This window comes from Nonomuraea sp. NPDC005501 (genome assembly GCF_040605905.1).
Lineage (GTDB): Bacteria > Actinomycetota > Actinomycetes > Streptosporangiales > Streptosporangiaceae > Nonomuraea.
This window is the reverse complement of sequence record NZ_JBEXDT010000078.1, coordinates 29225-46255: the sequence shown is the minus strand read 5'-3', so window position 1 is coordinate 46255 and position 17031 is coordinate 29225. Positions and strand designations below refer to the sequence as shown.

At 72.5% G+C, this 17031-nt stretch carries 17 protein-coding genes; 7 read left to right on the top strand and 10 right to left on the bottom strand.

The genetic code is table 11. From position 1 onward, the window contains the following. The coding region (metE, locus tag ABZS51_RS31135; RefSeq protein ID WP_355448405.1) for a 5-methyltetrahydropteroyltriglutamate--homocysteine S-methyltransferase at positions 1-1060 on the top strand (1060 nt) is incomplete at its 5' end. On the opposite strand, the gene ABZS51_RS31130 is transcribed toward metE, so the two are convergent. From ABZS51_RS31130 to ABZS51_RS31105, 6 genes are all read right to left on the bottom strand, one after another. Further along, positions 1053-1898, bottom strand: a complete 846-nt coding sequence (locus tag ABZS51_RS31130; RefSeq protein ID WP_355448402.1) for an aminoglycoside phosphotransferase family protein — start codon at positions 1896-1898, stop codon at positions 1053-1055. The genes metE and ABZS51_RS31130 overlap by 8 nt on opposite strands. 61 nt (positions 1899-1959) lie before the next feature. Beyond that, positions 1960-2877, bottom strand: a complete 918-nt coding sequence (locus ABZS51_RS31125; protein WP_355448399.1) for a carbohydrate ABC transporter permease — start codon at positions 2875-2877, stop codon at positions 1960-1962. Beyond that, positions 2877-3791 carry a sugar ABC transporter permease gene (locus ABZS51_RS31120; protein WP_355448396.1) on the bottom strand — a complete coding sequence of 305 codons (915 nt, stop codon included), beginning with the start codon at positions 3789-3791 and terminating at the stop codon, positions 2877-2879. Before ABZS51_RS31120 ends, ABZS51_RS31125 begins: the two co-directional genes overlap by 1 nt. Continuing rightward, complete coding sequence (ngcE, locus tag ABZS51_RS31115) at positions 3791-5206, bottom strand: N-acetylglucosamine/diacetylchitobiose ABC transporter substrate-binding protein (RefSeq protein ID WP_355448393.1); 1416 nt, start codon at positions 5204-5206, stop codon at positions 3791-3793. The genes ABZS51_RS31120 and ngcE overlap by 1 nt, the downstream gene beginning before the upstream one ends. A gap of 20 nt (positions 5207-5226) precedes the next feature. Beyond that, positions 5227-5961, bottom strand: a complete 735-nt coding sequence (locus ABZS51_RS31110) for an SIS domain-containing protein (RefSeq protein ID WP_355448390.1) — start codon at positions 5959-5961, stop codon at positions 5227-5229. Then, on the bottom strand, positions 5962-6831 hold the full coding sequence (locus ABZS51_RS31105; protein ID WP_310716500.1) for a MurR/RpiR family transcriptional regulator: 870 nt from the start codon (positions 6829-6831) through the stop codon (positions 5962-5964). 79 nt (positions 6832-6910) lie between these two features. On the opposite strand from ABZS51_RS31105, the gene ABZS51_RS31100 reads away from it, so the two are divergent. Beyond that, a complete protein-coding gene (locus ABZS51_RS31100; RefSeq protein WP_355448387.1) occupies positions 6911-7867 on the top strand; it encodes a BadF/BadG/BcrA/BcrD ATPase family protein in 957 nt (318 codons plus the stop codon). Between the two features lies 1 nt (position 7868). Here the strand turns inward: ABZS51_RS31100 and ABZS51_RS31095 are convergent, their stop codons facing one another. From ABZS51_RS31095 to ABZS51_RS31085, 3 genes are all read right to left on the bottom strand, one after another. After that, positions 7869-8792: a hypothetical protein gene (locus tag ABZS51_RS31095; protein WP_355448384.1), complete on the bottom strand. Its 924-nt coding sequence runs from the start codon at positions 8790-8792 to the stop codon at positions 7869-7871. Beyond that, positions 8789-9316, bottom strand: coding sequence for an RNA polymerase sigma factor (locus tag ABZS51_RS31090; protein WP_355448381.1), 528 nt, complete (start codon positions 9314-9316; stop codon positions 8789-8791). The genes ABZS51_RS31095 and ABZS51_RS31090 overlap by 4 nt, the downstream gene beginning before the upstream one ends. Before the next feature lie 87 nt (positions 9317-9403). Further along, on the bottom strand, positions 9404-10474 hold the full coding sequence (locus ABZS51_RS31085; RefSeq protein WP_355448378.1) for an acetyl-CoA acetyltransferase: 1071 nt from the start codon (positions 10472-10474) through the stop codon (positions 9404-9406). 246 nt (positions 10475-10720) lie between these two features. Between ABZS51_RS31085 and ABZS51_RS31080 the strand changes: the two genes are divergently transcribed. Together ABZS51_RS31080 and ABZS51_RS31075 are read left to right on the top strand one after the other, a co-directional pair. Then, on the top strand, positions 10721-11398 hold the full coding sequence (locus ABZS51_RS31080; RefSeq protein ID WP_355448375.1) for a MerR family transcriptional regulator: 678 nt from the start codon (positions 10721-10723) through the stop codon (positions 11396-11398). Between the two features lie 10 nt (positions 11399-11408). Then, complete coding sequence (locus ABZS51_RS31075; protein ID WP_355448373.1) at positions 11409-12275, top strand: alpha/beta hydrolase; 867 nt, start codon at positions 11409-11411, stop codon at positions 12273-12275. Here the strand turns inward: ABZS51_RS31075 and ABZS51_RS31070 are convergent. Further along, positions 12265-12939 (bottom strand): ThuA domain-containing protein, encoded by a 675-nt coding sequence (locus ABZS51_RS31070; RefSeq protein WP_310716488.1) that lies wholly within the window; start codon positions 12937-12939, stop codon positions 12265-12267. The genes ABZS51_RS31075 and ABZS51_RS31070 overlap by 11 nt on opposite strands. A 147-nt stretch (positions 12940-13086) precedes the next feature. On the opposite strand from ABZS51_RS31070, the gene ABZS51_RS31065 reads away from it, so the two are divergent. The 3 genes from ABZS51_RS31065 to ABZS51_RS31055 all read left to right on the top strand — a co-directional run bounded on the left by ABZS51_RS31065 (position 13087) and on the right by ABZS51_RS31055 (position 17029). Further along, positions 13087-13848, top strand: coding sequence for an SDR family oxidoreductase (locus tag ABZS51_RS31065; RefSeq protein ID WP_355448370.1), 762 nt, complete (start codon positions 13087-13089; stop codon positions 13846-13848). Positions 13849-13943: 95 nt separating this feature from the next. Continuing rightward, the gene (locus ABZS51_RS31060; protein ID WP_355448367.1) at positions 13944-15593 is read left to right on the top strand and encodes an FAD-dependent oxidoreductase; all 1650 of its coding nucleotides are present in this window, start codon (positions 13944-13946) and stop codon (positions 15591-15593) included. Further along, entirely contained in the window at positions 15590-17029 is a 1440-nt protein-coding gene (locus ABZS51_RS31055) for an ATP-binding protein (RefSeq protein ID WP_355448364.1), read from the top strand. Before ABZS51_RS31060 ends, ABZS51_RS31055 begins: the two co-directional genes overlap by 4 nt. The last annotated feature ends 2 nt before the right edge of the window (positions 17030-17031 follow it).

Here is a 17031-nt window from a genome sequence, read left to right as displayed (position 1 = left end):
GTCCGGCGCGCGGGCGCCGTACGCCGTGCGGGCCGCCGCGCAGGCCGAGCGGCTGGGGCTGCCGGTGCTGCCGATCACGACGATCGGGTCGTTCCCGCAGACCGGCGAGCTGCGAGCCGCCCGCGCCGCCGTCGCGGCGGGGACGCTGCCGGAGGAGGAGTACGAGCGGCGGATCGAGGCGGAGATCGAGCGGGCCGTCCGGACCCAGGAGCGGCTCGGCCTCGACGTCCTCGTCCACGGGGAGCCGGAGCGCAACGACATGGTGCAGTACTTCGCCGAGCACCTGGACGGCTTCGCGGTCACCCGCGAGGGCTGGGTGCAGTCGTACGGCTCCCGCTGCACGAGGCCGCCGATCCTGCACGGCGACGTCGGCCGGCCCGCGCCCATCACGGTCCGCTGGGCCCGCCACGCGCAGTCGCTGACGGACCGGCCGGTCAAGGGCATGCTCACGGGCCCCGTCACGATCGTGGCCTGGTCGTTCGTCCGGGACGACCTGCCGCTGCGCGACGTGGTGTTCCAGGTGGCGGAGGCGATCCGGGAGGAGGTGCGGGACCTGGAGGCGGCCGGGGTGCCGGTCATCCAGGTGGACGAGCCGGCGCTGCGGGAGCTGCTGCCGCTGCGGCGCGCCTCCCGGGCGGACTACCTGGAGTGGGCCGTCGCCGCGTACCGCCGGGCCACCTCGGGCGCGGGCGAGGCCACGCAGATCCACACGCACCTGTGCTACTCGGACGCCGACCAGATCCTCACCGCGATCGACGGCCTGGACGCGGACGTCACCACGGTCGAGTCGGCCCGGTCGGGCGGGCGCATCCTCGGCGCGGTCGGCGGGTTCGGGCGCGGGCTCGGGCCCGGGGTGTACGACATCCACTCGCCGCGGGTGCCGGACGCCGAGGAGGTCGAGCGGCTGCTGCGCGAGGCGCTGAAGGCGCTGCCAACCGGGCGGCTCTGGGTGAACCCGGACTGCGGGCTGAAGACGCGCACGTACGAGCAGGTCGAGGCGGCGCTGGCGAACGTGGTGGACGCCACGCGCCGCCTGCGCGCGGAGCTCAGCCTCAGCTGAAGGTGCGGACCAGATGGGCGAGGGCCGCGTCCGCGTAGTGCCGGGGGCCCGTGCTCAGGCCGAAGGCCAGGTCCTCGATGAGGGCGCACCGCGCGTAGAAACGGACCCTGGCCCGGTCGTCCTCGCCGAGGCCGCCGTCGTAGTGGGCCGCGGTCGCCTCGAACACCTCCGGGCCGAGGTCGCGGTAGATCCGGGCGAAGTCGTGGGCCGGGTCGGTCAGCGCCGCGTCGGTCCAGTCGATGACGCCCGTCAGCAAGCCCGTCTCCGGGTCGGCGAGCAGGTGCTCGGCGCCGAGGTCGTTGTGGCAGAAGCGCACGGTGTCCGTCTCGGCGGGCACCGGGGCGCGCAGGAACGCCTCCACCAGCGGGCGATGCTCCTCCGGCACGTGCGACTCCACGTCGCGGTAGTCCTGGCCCGCGTCCTGGAGCAGCGTCGGCGCGGGGTAGTGGTCGGGCGGGGCGAGCTCGGCCAGCCCGTCGGCCGGGGCGGCGTGCAGGGCGCTGAGGAAGGCTCCCAGGGGCTCGGCCAGCCGGCCCGGGTCCGGCACCGGGCTCAGGTTGAGCGGCCGGCCGGGCAGCTTGCGGTAGGCGATGACGGCGGCCTCCGGGTCGCTGAAGACGACCTCGGGCACCGGCAGCGGGGAGATGGCGCGCACGGCGGCGAGCAGCGCGGCCTCACGCCGGGTGGCGTCGCCGTCGGCGACCTTGGCGCCCCGGACGATCAGCTCGCCGTCGACCTCGTACACGACGTTGTCCAGGCCCTGGCCGAGCCGGACGACGGAGCGGACCTCGTGGCCGGGCAGATGGCGGGCCAGCAGCGCGCGGATGTCGGCGATCACACCCGCAGCCTAGGCCCGCCGCGCCCGGCAGGCGAGGGTCCCCGCGAGTCCTGTCACACGGTCACTTCAGCGCCCCGGCGGTCAGCCCGGCCTGGATCTGCCGCTGGAAGATCGTGTAGACGACCAGCATGGGCAGGATGGCCAGGGTCAGGGCGGCGAACAGCGCCGACCAGTCCTGGTCGTAGCCCGCGGCGGTGGAGATGTCGGCGATGCCCTGGGTGAGCACCCACTTGTCGCGTTCCTGGAGCAGCACCAGCGGGAGCTGGTACTGGTTCCACTGGCCGAGGACGTTGAAGATGGTGACGCTGACGATGCCGGGCCTGGCCATGGGCAGCATGATCTGGAAGAACACGCGGGTGTGCGAGGCGCCGTCCACCATGGCCGCCTCCCCGACCGCCGTCGGCAGCGTCCGGAAGAAGGCCGCCAGGAAGAACACGGTGAACGGCATCGAGTACGCGATGTAGACGAGCACCAGCCCGGCGTGGGTGTTGAGCCCGATGAACGGCCCGAGCACCGGCACGTTGCCCATGTTCTGCACCACGAAGAACAGCGGGGTCAGCGCCAGGTACACGGGAAAGGCCAGCCCGGAGACGAACAGCAGGTAGAAGGCTTGGTTGCCGCGGAAGGAGTAGCGGGCCAGCACGTAGGCCGCCATGGACCCGACCAGCATGGTGCCGAACGTACTGAACGACACCACGATGACGCTGTTGAGCGTGTACTGCCCGATGTGCGCCTGGTCCCAGGCGCGGGCGAAGTTGTCCCATCGCAGGGTCGCCGGCAGCGACCAGGCGTCGCCGAAGATCTCGTCCTCGCTCTTGACCGAGGCGAGGAACGTCCACAGGATCGGCACCACGACCAGCACGGTCCACACCAGCAGCGCCACGTGCGACAGCACGCTCAGCGGCCCGAGCTGTCGCCGGCGCTCCCGCCGCGCCTCCCGGCGCGAGGTGGTGACCGTCCCCGAGGTCATCGTTGTCATCAGTACTCGATTCGTTCGCGCCTCGACAGGCGCAGCGAGATGATCGCGAAGCCGACGGTGAAGAAGAACATCACGACGCCGAGCGCGGAGGCGTAGCCGAAGCGGAAGTACGAGAACGCGTTGCGGTAGATCTCGGCCGCCATGACGGTGGTGGAGAAGTCCGGACCGCCGTGCTGATCGGTCATGACCCACACGACCGCGAACACGTCCAGCGCCAGGATGCCCAGGTACACCCACGCCACCTGGACGGTGTCCCACAGCAGCGGCAGCGTGATGCGGAAGAACAGGCTCCCCCGCCCGGCCCCGTCGATCTGGGCCGCCTCGAACATGTCGCGCGGGATCGAGGCCAGCCCGGCGGAGAAGAGCACCACGTAGAACCCGACGGCCTGCCAGACCATGACGCCGAGCACCGACCAGAACGCGACGTCCGGGTTGGACAGGAACCCGACCGGCTTGGCCCCGAGCGCCATCAGCGGCCCGTTGAGCATGCCGCTGCCGTCCGGCCGGAACACCTGCTGGAACAGCACCGCCACCACGGCCACGGCCAGCACCTGCGGGAAGAAGAAGATCACCCGGTAGAGCTTCGACCCCCTGATCCCGCTCAGGCCGCCGCTGCCGCCGCCCACGTTGAGCAGGAAGGCGAAGAACAGCGCGATGACGATGGTCAGCAGCGGCAGCAGCACGAGCAGCGCCGCGTTGTGCCGCACCGCCTTCCAGAAGATCCCGTCGGAGAACAGCCGGGCGAAGTTCTCGAACCCGATGAAGCGCGGCGTGGCGCTCACGCCCCGCCAGTCGGTCATCGCGATGTAGAACGCCTGGATGTACGGGGAGATGACGTACACCAGGTAGAGCGTCACCGGGGCCGCGAGGAACGCGGTGATGAACAGCCCGCGGCGGTAGCGCTGGAACACCATCAGCGCTTGAACTTCTTGATCGAGGAGTCGCCCTTGATCTCGTCGGCCTTCTTCTGCAGGCGCTCCAGATACTTGTCGGAGGTCAGACCGCCGGTCATGAGCTCGCCGGTGGCGGCGACGGCCTCGTCCTTCAGCTGCGCGTACCAGGTCTGCCAGCGGTAGGTGACGGTGTTGGCGCCCGCGGCGGTGACGGCCTTGGACGCGCTCGCCGCGCCCGGGGACAGCTGCCGGCCCTCGCCCGCGCCCTTGACGACCGAGACCGTCCGCACCAGCTCGCTGAAGTCGCCGGCCGCCTTCTTCGACAGCATGGCCCGCAGGTACTCGATGCCGCCCTGCGGGTTGGCGCCCTTGGCCGGGACGATGAAGTTCTCGCCGGGCGAGGTGTGCAGGGTCCCGTACGGCATCTTGTCGGAGCCGGTGAAGTCGGGCAGCGGGAACATGCCGTACTCGAAGTCGGCGGGCGTGGTCGACTTCTGCTCGTTCTCCAGCCACGACCCGGAGGGCAGCATGGCCACCTTGTACTTGTTCTGCGCGGTCTGGGTCTGCACGTGGTCGAGGCCGGCGGTGCCCTCCATGAGGTACTTGGCGCCGATCTCCGCCCAGGCGGCGGCCGACTGCTTCATCGGCTCGCTGGTCCAGGCGCCGTCCTCCAGGTTGTCGATGTTGATGAGGACCTCCGGCCCGCCGATCTTGGCGGCCAGGGTCAGCAGCGGCTCGTAGAGGTACTGCGGGAACTTGCCGGCGTAGGTGAACGGGGCCATCTCGCCGGACTTCTTGATCGTGTCGCAGAGCTTGGTGAACTCGTCCCAGGTCTTCGGCACCTGCCAGCCCTTGTCACGGAAGACCTTCTGGGAGTACCAGATGCCGAAGATGTAGTTGACGTAGCCGAGCACGCTGAAGGTGCCGTCGTAGGTGCCGATCTCGACGACGGCCGGGTCCAGCAGGTCGCGCACCTTGGTGTTCGGGTCGTCCCAGCTCGGCGCGTCGAGCAGCGGGCCCAGGTCGTGGAGCTGGCCGTCCTGGGCGAGGGCGCCGAAGTCCATGGCGTTGGCGCCGGAGTTGTCGATGACGTCGGGCGGGTTGCCGCCGGCGAAGCGGGGCTGCAGGACCTTGGTGATCTCCTTGGTGGACTCGACCTTGATCTGCGCCTGCGGGTACTTGCTCTTGTACAGCGGCTGGTGGATGTCCTTGGCGTAGGCGGTGCCGAAGCCGCCGTCGAAGATCCAGACCTCCAGCGGCTTGTTCGCCGCCACGCCGAACGGGTTGGCGGCGCTGGTCGCGACCGGCGCCGCCGACGAGGAGGCCGGCGTCTTGGACGCCGGGGTGGCGCAGGCGGCGAGCGCGCCGGCCACGGGGACGAGCGCCGCGCTCCGGAGGAGCTGGCGCCGGGTGATGTTCTGGGGGGTGTTGGACATGATTGCTGTACTCCTGACTTTCAGGCTCCGCGTCTGATGCGCCCCGCGTAGCGGCTCTCCAGGGCCTTGTTGTGCTCGTCGCCGCCGGTCACGTTGACCGACAGGTAGATGGGCGGAGCCTCTCCGAGCGCCGCCATCCGCTCCACCGCCTCGGTGACGACCATCTGCGCGAGCAGCGCCGAGGTGATCGTGGAGACCGCCCCGTACGTGCCGCCGCCCGGCAGCTCCAGGACGGCGTCCCCGTACGGGGAGCCGTTGTCGAGCACGACGTCGGCCAGGTCGAGCAGCCGGCGGCCGGACGGGTGGCGCGAGGTCATCCGGGTGCTGTGCTCGACCGAGGTGATGGCGATCAGGGGGTGGCCGCCGTCCTTGACGATCGTGGCCAGCTCCACCACCGTGCCGTTGACGCCCGAGCTGGAGATCAGCACGAACACGTCCTGCGGCGCCACCGGGGCGAGGTCGTAGATCCGCCGGGCGATCGCGGGGTCGCGCTCCAGCTCGGGGGTCAGCACGCCGGGCGGCTCCCCGCCGTACAGGACGAGGTCGCGCGGTGTGAGCCGGTTGCTGGGCACCAGCCCGCCGGCCCGGCCGGCGATCTCCATGGCGATCGCCTCGGAGTGCCCCGAGCCGAAGGCGTTCACCACGCCGCCGGCCCGCAGCGCGGCGACGAGCAGCCCCGCCGCCCGGCCCACGGGCTCCGCCTGCGTCTCGGCCACCCGCTGCGCCAGCTCCAGGGCCTTGGTCGCGTACGTCATTCAGCCTCTCTCCACCCGGTGGCTCTCCACGGCTCTGATGGTCCGCTCGAACGCCTCGTTGGTGCGCTCGTAGGTGCGCTGGGCGACCGCCACGTAGACGGCGTCCAGCACGAACAGCTGCGAGTGGACGGCGGCGAGCCCGCCGAGCCGGAACGTGGTCTCCCGGCTGGCCGTCGTGAGCACCAGGTCGGCCAGGTCGGCCAGCGGCGAGCGGGCGAAGGAGGTGACGGCGACCGTCGTCGCGCCGTGGCTGCCGGCCTCGGCCAGCGCCTCCATCACCTCCCGGGTGCGGCCCCGGTGGCTGATGCCGAGCGCGAGGTCGCCCTCGCCCAGCAGGGCGGCGTCCGACAGCGCGACGTGCGCGTCGCCCGCGCTCCAGCACGGGATGCCGATGCGGCGCAGCCGGCCTTCGAGCATGGTGGCGACGTTGCCGCTGGTGGAGACGCCGACGAGCAGCACGCGTGAGGCGGCGACGACGGCGTCGGCCACCCGGGCGACCGTCTCGGAGTCGAGCTGGGCGGCGGTGTCCTGGATGAGGCGGGCGTCGGCGGCGGCCATGACCTCGATGGCGGAGTCGAGCGGGTCGTCCGGGCCGATCTCGTGGCCCACGCCCGCGCCCCAGCCCGCCTGCGCGGCCCGGCCGGTCTCGGTGGCGAGCGCCACCCTCAGCTCGGCGTAGCCGGAGAAGCCGAACGCGCGGCAGAACCGCGTGACGGTGGCGGGCGAGCTGCCCGCCCGTTCGGCGAGCGCGATGATCGTCGACCGGGCGGCCTCGGCGGGGTCACCGAGGATCACCTCGCCGACCCGGCGCAACGCCTCCGGCAAACCGGGCAGTTCTGTTTCGACGCGCCCGAGGGCTCCTGAAGTCACGAATATTCCTTCCGAATACTCGGTCTTCTGGCGAAAATTATTCTTGCTTACCGGTCGCGTCAAGACCCAGAATCGGACCGTGACGAACTCGTTCGTGATCGGTGTGGACGCCGGCGCCACCTCCACCCGGGTGGCGGTGCACGCCCTGGACGGGTCCCGCGCCGGCTACGCCCGGGCCGGCGCGGGCAACCCCAGCGCCCACGGCCTCGGCAAGGCGGTCGCGGCGATCGGCGACGCCCTCGCCGAGGCGCTCGACGGCATCGACCCGTCCCGCGTGGTGGCCTCCCTGGCCGGCGTGGCCGGGCAGGTCGAGGAGCTGCCCGGCGAGCTGGCCAAGGTCTGGGCTCGTCACGGGGTCGCCGCCGGGCCCCGGGTCGCGGGCGACGTGGTGATCGCGTACGTGGCGGGCACGCCGGAGCCGTCCGGCTCGCTGCTGCTGTCCGGCACCGGCGCGGTGGCCGCCCGCGTCACCGGCCACGAGCTGGCGGCCATCGCCGACGGGCTCGGCTGGCTGCTGGGTGACGCGGGCTCCGGCTTCTGGATCGGCCGCGCCGCGGCCAAGGCGGTGGTCGCGGCCCTCGACCGCGGCACCCGCGAGGGAGCGCTCGTCGAGCTGGTCCTCAACGACTTCCTGGGCGACTGGCGGGGCGCCACGACCCGCGCCGACGCCGACCGCGTCGTGCGGCTCGCCCAGGCCGACCACATGCGGCTCGCGTCGCTGGCGGCGCTGGTGAGCCGCGCCGCCGCGGCGGGCGACCCGATGGCCGTCGAGATCGTCCGCGAGGCGGCCGGTCACCTCGCGGCCACGGTGGGGCGCGTCCACGTGTCCGGGCCTGTCGTGCTGGCCGGGAGCGTGCTCACCAGCGACGGACCCGTCCGGCAGGCGGTGAGCGCCCTGCTGGCGGACCGGGAGGTGGCGACGGCACGCGACGCGGCGGGCGCGGCGGCCTGGCTCGCGGCCCGCGACCTGCTGCCGCCGGAGCGGGCCCGCGAACTGCACCCGCTCTTCACCGCCGCGCCCTCCGCCGTCGCCTGAGTCACTCGCTCGTGTCCTCCCGGGGCTTGGGACCGCCGTAGATCGGGTTCCTGGCGATCCGCTTCTCCGACACGAAGAGGCGGACGACGCCCGGCTGGTCCGGCTCCGCCTCCCATACGGTCCAGTCGTCCCCGACGGGCTGCGACTGCGCCGCCGGGTTCATGCCATATCCCTCGCCGTTCTCGTTCGGCTCGATGATCTGGAAGACCGCCTTGAGGCCGCGCCTGCGGACCTCCGCCATGACCTCGCGCACGGGCCGCTCGTCCACGCGGAACCCGGCCAGCATCTCGCCCTTCCGGGTGGCCGGGCCGTGCGACTGGTAGCTCTCCCCCGGCTTGGCCTCGCGGCCCAGGGACAGGACGCCCTTGCCGGTGAAGTCCCGGCCCACCTCGACGGTGAGCGCGCAGCCCGGCTGACCGATCGTGCAGCCCTCGGGTTCGAGGTTGCCGCCGATGCCCATGCTCGGACCGGTGGCTCCGCTGAATCCCATCTTGACCACTTCACCCACCTTGCTGGGGGCGACCGGCACCAGCTCCAGCGTGATGTCGAGTCCCACCGCCCGGAACGCCTCCGAGTAGAGCGCGTGGTCGGCGAAGGGGTCACGGATCCTGGCCACCCACCAGTCGCCGCGCTGCTCGATCTCGATGGCGGAGTTGGCGTAGGAAGTGGCCGGGCCCTTGCCATCCTCCAGGAAGCTGGGCCCGAGCACGACCGCGGCGGCGAGCGCGGCCGTCGCGAGCGCGCCCGCGACCAGGCGGCGCGTGCGCCGGCGCCTCCCCGCGGCGCCCGGCGGGGACACCGGCTGCGGGATCTCGTCAGGGTCCATGGCCGTGACAGTGGCCAGCAGCGCCCGCGCCCCCGCGCCGGACGCCCGGCCGGCCAGCTCCTCGTCGCGGACCCGGGCCAGGTCGCTGAGCTCGTTCATACAGCCTCCACGGCGAAACGGTGGGCGTTGACACCGGCGACGGCGAGCGCCTTGGAGAAGCGCTTGCGCGCCCGGTGCAGGCGGATGCGGACGGCGTTGCGGGAGCAGTCGAGGACCTGGGCGATCTCCTTGCTGCCGAGCCCCTCCCAGGCGACCAGGGACAGCAGCTCCCGGTCGTCCTCGGACAGCCCCGCGAAGGCCCGGGTGATCACACTCAGCTCGGCCCCGGCCTCCGGCGAGTGGCCGTAGAGGTCGGCCACGTCGTCGTCGAGCGCGACGAGGCGCCACCGGGCCGCGCCGCGGCGGTGGTTGGCCAGCACGTTGCGGGCCACGCCGTACAGCCACAGCCGGGCCTCGTCACCGGGCGGCAGCGTGTCGACGCGGCGCCAGGCGACGGCGAACGTCTCGGACACCACGTCGGCCGCGTCCTCCGGCGAGTCGCAGCGGCGCACGGCGTATCCGAGGATCTGCTCATATGTCTGCTCATATACGGCCCCGAACCGGGTTTTCCGGTCGTCATCCACGGGCGGTCCCCATGGTCGGCCTCCTGTGTCAGGGGATGATGGAACATCCCCTTCATGTCGGGAGATCCCCGAGCATTTCAGGATTTTTCATGAAGTCAGGATCGCGGCGCTGCCGTAGCCGCCGCCGAAGCCCGTCACCAGCGCCGCCTCGCGGCCGGCGCGCAGTTCCCGCACGGCCTGCGCCACGTTGTTGAGGCCGTGCACGTACCCCTCCGACAGCAGCCCGCCGTGCGGGTTCACCCACGCGTGCCGGCGCTCCAGCAGGTACGCGCCGAGGTCGGCCCGCTCGACCAGGCCGAAGTCCTCCAGTTGCCGGGGCACCAGCCACGAGTAGGCGTCGTAGGGCAGCGCCGCGTCCACGTCCGAGGGCCGCATGCCCGACGCCTCCCACAGCATGGGCGCCACGTACGCCGAGAAGATCGCCGTGACGTCGGGCGCGCGGTCCATCGCCGAGCAGCCCGGTCCTCCCCCGCGCACCACGGCCCGCACGCGCGGCCCGCCGAGCACCCCGCTGACCAGCAGCGCGCACGCGCCGTCGGTCTCCTGGCAGCAGTCGGCGGCGCGCAGCGGCGTGCAGACGTACGGCTTGGCCAGGTAGCCGCCGAGGCCCAGCGGTTCCCGGCGCAGCGCCCGGGGGTTGGCCGCGGCGTTGTCGCGCGACTGGGCGACGACCGCGTGCAGGTGCTCCTCGGTGAGGCCGGTGTCGTGCAGGTAGCGGGTGGCGGCCAGGGCGAACAGCGGGATCGGCCCGGCCATGCCGTACGTGAAGCGCTCCTGCGGGCCGGTGGAGACGGTGTTCATGCGCCTGCCGGAGCGGCCGTTGAGCGCCCGGTAGACGAGGACGTTGCGGGCCAGCCCGGCGTGCACGAGCATCGCGGCGTCCCCGAGGATCGAGGCGGCCTGCGTGCCGCCGCCGGCGATGTCGTTGTGCCAGCCCAGGCGCTCGATCCGGAGCGCGCGGGCGACCTGGACGACCGGCGCCGAATCGTTCATGTGGTAGCTGAGGACGGCGTCCACCTCGGCGGGCGCGACGCCGGCGTCGGCGCAGGCGGCGCGGCACGCCTCGACCGCCTGGTCCAGCACGGTGCGGCCGGACTCGCGCGTCAGCGCGGTCATCCCCACTCCCGCCACGGCCGCGCGTCCGGCGAACGGCTGCATGGACGTCCTCCCAGACGCGGCGGATGCGGGTCGCGGGTGGTGCGGTCGCCCGCCGGGACGGGGCGCGATCCGGACCGGCGGGCGACGTCTGCGGTGCTCGCCGACACGCTAACGCGCAGCCGTTCTTTAGACAAGCGCTTGCTCGGCAATCTCGGCCTGCCATGCGGGCCGATGCCAGGCCGACGCGACGACCTGGCGCACGCGGCACGGACCCTCTCCCGAACTGGATAGCGCTATTGTCCAAGGATGCGCATCTCGGAGCTGAGCGCCCGTTCCGGCGTGGCCATCGCGACGATCAAGTACTACCTGCGTGAGGGCCTGCTGCACCAGGGCGAGCAGCTCGCCGCCACCCGCGCCGAGTACGACGACTCCCACCTGCGCCGGCTGCGGCTGATCCGGGCCCTGCTGGAGATCGGCAGGCTGCCCGTGGCCGCCATCAAGCAGGTGGTCGAGGCCGTGGAGGACGAGACGCTCCCCGTGCACCGGGTGCTCGGCACCGCCCACTACGCGCTCGGCCCGGCCGTCGAGCCCGAGCCCGGCGAGTTGTGGGAGACGGCCCTGGCCGAGAGCGACCGGCTCGTCGCCGAGCAGGGCTGGACGCTCACGCCGTACGCCCCCACCCGCGCCGAGCTGGCCCAGACGCTCGTCACGCTGCGCCGGCTCGGCATGTCCACCGACCTGAAGCGCTTCGCCGACGCCGCTGGGCGCATCGCCGGGGAGGACATGGACACGATCCCGTTCGACGGCCCCCGGGAGAGCGCCGTGGAGGCGCTGGTGCTGGGCACGGTCCTGTACGGCAGGGCGCTCGACACGCTGCGCCGCATGGCCCACGAGTCGGAGTCCGCCCGCCGTTTCGGCACCGGCCCGGACCACGATGCCTCCGAGGAGGCCGGCGAGACGGATCGAGGCCCGGCGCAGGGGTAGGAGCGCCCCCATGTTCGATGACTTCACGACAGGCAGGATCGACGTGGGCGAGGCCGAGCTGTTCGTCCGGCACGGCGGCGCCGGCAGCCCGGTGCTGCTGCTCCACGGCCACCCCCGCACCCACGCCACCTGGCACGGGGTGGCGGCCGAGCTCGCCCCCCACCACACCGTGGTCTGCCCCGACCTGCGGGGCTACGGCCGCTCCTCCAAGCCCCCCACCACCGCCGACCACGAGCCGTACTCCAAGCGGGCGATGGCCCGCGACATGATCGCCCTCATGCGGGAGCTGGGCCACGAGCGGTTCGCCGTCGCGGGCCACGACCGGGGCGCGTACGTCGCCCACCGGCTGGCCGTGGACCATCCCGACGCCGTCAGCCGGCTCATCGTCCTGGACGCGGTGCCGATCGGCGAGGCGCTGGCCCGCTGCGACGCCGGGTTCGCCGCGAGCTGGTGGCACTGGTTCTTCCTCGGCCAGACCGACAAGCCCGCCGAACGGGTCATCAACGCCGACCCGGACGCCTGGTACCGGTACACGGCCGAGCACATGGGCCCCGAGGCGTACGAGGACCTGCGCAGGGCGCTGCACGACCCGGAGGTGGTGCACGCGATGTGCGAGGACTACCGGGCGGGACTGGGCGTCGACCGTGACGCCGACGACGCGGCGCGGGCCGCCGGGCGGCGGGTGCGCTGCCCGATGCTGTTCCTGTGGGGCTCCAAGGACGACATGGAGGACCTGTACGGCGACCCGCTCGCGGTCTGGCGGTCGTGGGCCGACGACGTGCGCGGGCACCCCGTGGACAGCGGCCACCACATGGCGGAGGAGATCCCCGGCGAGCTGGCCCGCGAGATCGGGGACTTCCTGCGCCCTACTCGCTGACCGTGACCGGCCGTTTCAGCAGCCACAGCGCGGCCCGCCGCAGCAGCGTGCGGTGGATCTCGTTGTCGTAGGAGCGGGTGTCGTGGCCGAGCGCGTCGTAGACCACGCGGCCCCGCCGTACCGGCCGCGCCCACACGAGGGGCTGCCCGTCGGCGGAGGCCAGCGGCCGCACGTCGGGCAGCACCTCCAGGTCGCTGTAGACCTCGTCCACCACGTCGAAGTCGCGCAGCCCCTCCACGATCGGATGCTCGCCGCTCACCCGCACCCCGGTCCAGCCGAGCGGCGGGTGGTGCGACTTGGGCCAGGTCCAGCAGCCGCCCAGCACGCGCGGCCAGCCCTGCCAGTCGTCGAAGCAGATGGACGCGGCGTGCATGCCGAGCAGACCGCCGCCGCGCTCCAAGTGGTCCAGCAGCGTCGTGCGGGCCTGCGCGGGCAGCTCGAAGCGCCACTGGTCGCGCAGGTCGGCGAAGCGGTCCTGGTCCATCCGCCAGCGCAGCGCGTTGACGGTGATGAGCTGTGTCTCGGAGGGCTCACTGAGCGCGCCGGCGATGTCCTCGGTGATCTCCGACTCGATCCCGACCTCCGCGAGCGTCTCGGCGATGGCGGCCGAGGTGGCGTCGAAGTCGTGGAACGGGCCTCCTGACAGGATCAGATTTCTCGCCATCGCCCAAGCCCATCACTTCTGCCCCACCTTTTCCACCCGTCGTGCTCGCCCGAAACCGTCACATCGGGGCTCGCCGGCCCGTCCGGGCACGTGGGACCGGCCTGACCTGCCGCGGTCCCGGCCGCCCGAGCTCCTATAGTCGGCCTCATGGATCTCGGTATCGAGGGCAAGGTGGCACTGGTCACGGGCGGCAGCGCGGGCATCGGCCTGGCCGCCGCCAGGAGCCTGGCGCGGGAGGGATGCGACGTCTGCGTGGCGGCCCGCGACCCCGAGCGGCTGGCCGACGCCGTGGTGGCGCTCCAGGAGTTCGGCGGCGTGGTGCACGCCGTGCTCGCCGACGTGGAGGACCCGGCCGCCGCCGCCCGCGTGGCGGCCGAGACGCGTGACGTGCTGGGGCCGGTGGACATCCTGGTGGCCAACGCGGGCGGGCCGCCCGCCGGCCGGTTCACCGAGAAGGGCCTGGACGAGTGGGAGGTGGCGATCCAGCGCAACCTGCTGGGCACGGTCCGCCTGATCCACGCGGTGCTGCCCGACATGCGCTCGCGCGGCTGGGGGCGGATCGTCACGGTCACCAGCCGGTCGGCGCGCGAGGCGCTCGACGGCCTGGCCCTGTCCAACGCCACCCGCTCGGCCGTCGCCGGCATCGTCCGCACGCTGGCCCGCGAGGTCGGCGGCGACGGCGTGCTGGTCACCAACGTGATGCCGGGCCCGATCGCCACCGACCGGCTGCGCGAGCTGGCGGGCGGCGACGAGGCGCTGGCGGGGCGGGCCGCGCAGGTGCCGGTGGGCCGCATCGGCCGGCCGGAGGAGGTGGGCGACGTGGTGGCGTTCCTCGCCAGCGAGCGGGCCTCGTTCGTCAACGGCGTCTCGCTGCTGGTGGACGGCGGCGAGAGCCGGGTCATCGCCTGACAGCGGCCCTCGGAGGTCCACCGGCGCCGACTTGCCGGTGGGCCGGTTTCGCATGACATGCTTCTTTTGAGAACTTTCGTGGGGAAGGCAGGGCCATGGACAAGCCGGTCATCGTGACGGTGGACGACGATCCGGGCGTGTCGCGGGCGGTCGCCCGTGACCTGCGCCGCCGCTACGGCCAGAGCTACCGGATCGTCCGCGCCGAGGCGGCGGACCAGGGCATCGAGGCCGTCAAGGAGATGCGCCTGCGCGGCGACGAGGTGGCGGCGATCCTCGCCGACTACCGCATGCCGCAGATGAACGGGGTGCAGTTCCTCGAAGCGGCCATGGACATGTACCCGTACGCGCGCCGGGTGCTGCTGACCGCCTACGCCGACACCGACGCGGCCATCCAGGCGATCAACGTGGTGGACCTCGACCACTACCTGCTCAAGCCGTGGGACCCGCCGGAGGAGAAGTTCTACCCGGTGATCGACGGCCAGCTCGACGCCTGGCACCGCACCGACCGGGTGGAGGTGGCGGAGCTGCGGGTGGTGGGCGACCGCTGGTCCGCCCCGTCCTACCGGGTGCGCGACTTCCTGGCCCGCAACCACGTCCCGTACCAGTGGCTGCTGGCCGAGGACCCGGAGGGCGCGCAGCTCGTCGCGGCGGTCGGCGAGCAGTGCCACCTGCCGCTGGTGGTCACGGCCGACGGCGTGTCGCTCCAGGCGCCCGATCAGTCCACGCTGGCCACGGCCGTGGGGCTGTCGACCACCCCGGCCACCGACTTCTACGACCTCATCGTGGTCGGCGGCGGGCCGGCCGGGCTGGGCGCGGCGGTCTACGGCGCCTCCGAGGGGCTCAACACGGTGCTGGTCGAGGCACAGGCCTCCGGCGGGCAGGCGGGCCAGAGCTCCCGGATCGAGAACTACCTCGGCTTCCCCGACGGCGTCTCCGGCCAGCAGCTCGCCGACCGGGCCCGCCGGCAGGCGCTGAAGTTCGGCGCGGAGCTGCTGACCGCGCGCAAGGTCACCCACCTGGAGCCGCGCGGCCAGGCCCGCGTGGTCGGCTTCAAGGACGGGGGCGAGATCGCCGCGCACGCGGTGATCCTGGCCACCGGCGTGACCTACCGCCGCCTGGAGGCCCCGGGCCTGGACGAGTTCGTCGGCAGGGGCGTCTTCTACGGCGCCGCGCTCACCGAGGCGCCCTCGTGCAAGGACCTGGAGGTCTGCATCGTCGGCGCGGCCAACTCGGCCGGTCAGGCCGCCGTCTACCTGTCGGGATTCGCGAGCAAGGTCCATTTGTTGGTGAGAGGTGATGGATTGGAGAGGTCCATGTCCCACTACCTCATCGAGCAGATCGACGCGATCCCCAACATCGAGGTCCACACCCAGACCCATGTCGTCTCCGGCCGGGGCGACGGGCACCTGGAGCAGCTCACGCTCAGCACGAAGGGCGAGGAGCACACCGTCGACACGCAGTGGCTGTTCGTGTTCATCGGCGCCGAGCCGTACACCTCCTGGCTGGGCGACACCGTCGAGCGCGACGCCAAGGGCTTCGTGCTGACCGGCCCCGATCTGGTGCAGGGCGGCCGGCGCCCGCGCAACTGGACGCTGCGGCGCGAGCCGTACTTCCTGGAGACCAACGTGCCCGGCGTGCTGGCCGCCGGCGACGTGCGCGCCGAGTCGATCAAGCGGGTCGCCTCGGCCGTCGGGGAGGGCGCGATGGCCGTCGCGCTCGTGCACCGCTACCTGGAGAAGCAGTGACCACCACCACCACGATCGACATAGACGAGCTGCGCAAGCTGTTCCTGTTCGAGCGGCTCAGCGACGAGCAGCTCAGCAAGCTGGCCATGAGCGGCCAGGTCCTCTCGTACGCGACCGACGATCTGATCATCCGGCAGGGCGAGCCCGCCGAGTGCTTCGCGGTGCTCATCGAGGGCGAGATCCAGATGCTCCAGGAGACCGTGAGCGCCGGCACGGTCGCGATGCCGCGCACCTCCCAGCCCGGCGTGTACGGCGGGGCGACGTCGGCCTACCTGGGCGACCGGGCGCCGCAGTACTACCAGAACTCGCTGCGGGCCACGGCGCCGACGCGGATGTTCCTGCTGCCGGCCAAGAAGTTCGCGCACATCGTGACCGAGTGGTTCCCGATGGCGATGCACCTGCTCGACGGCATGGTGTCGGGCGGCCGGATGCAGCGGGAGGTCATCGACCGGCGGCAGCGGCTGACGGCCCTCGGCACGATCACCGCCGGGCTCACGCACGAGCTGAACAACCCGGCCGCCGCGGCCGTCCGCGCGGTCGGCGAGCTGCGCTCGCTGATCAGGTCGTCCCGGGTGGAGCTGGCGCAGCTCGCCGAGAACGGCATACCGCCGGAGCGGCTGCGCGCGCTCATCGAGATGCAGGAGAGCTGCACCGAGGCCCTGGGCAAGCTGCCGCCGCGCAGCCCCCTGGAGATCTCCGACGCCGAGGACACGCTCGGCGAGGCGCTGGAGGAGCTGGGCCTGGAGGGCGCCTGGGACCTGGCCCCCGCGCTGGTCCAGGCCGGGTTCGGCCCGCAGCACCTGGACAAGATCCGCAGGAAGGTGGGCGACGAGCACGCGCCGGCCGCGCTGCGCTGGCTGTCGGAGGCGGTGGAGATCTCGCAGATGCTGGGCGAGGTGACCGAGGCCACCGAGCGCATCGCCTCGCTGATCCGCTCGGCCAAGCAGTACTCCCAGATGGACCGGGCGCCGTTCCAGATCTGCGACGTGCACGACCTGCTGGACAGCACGGTCGCGATCTTCCGCGGGAAGATCGCGCCGGGCATCAGCGTGGTCACCGACTACGACCGGACGCTGCCGCCGATCCCGGCCTACGGCGGCGAGCTGAACCAGGTGTGGACCAACCTCATCCACAACGCCCTCGACGCCATGGGCGAGGAGGGCACGCTGACGATCCGCACCGCGCACGACGAGGACGAGGCGATCGTGGAGATCGGCGACACCGGCCCCGGCGTCCCGGACGCGATCAAGGACCGGATCTTCGAGCCGTTCTTCACCACGAAGAACGTCGGCCAGGGCACCGGGCTCGGGCTGGACATCTCGTACCGGATCGTCGCCGGGCGCCACGGCGGCGAGATCAAGGTGCGGTCGGTGCCCGGCGAGACGTGGTTCGAGGTGCGCCTGCCGCTGCGGGAGCCGGCCACCGCCGCGTCCTGACC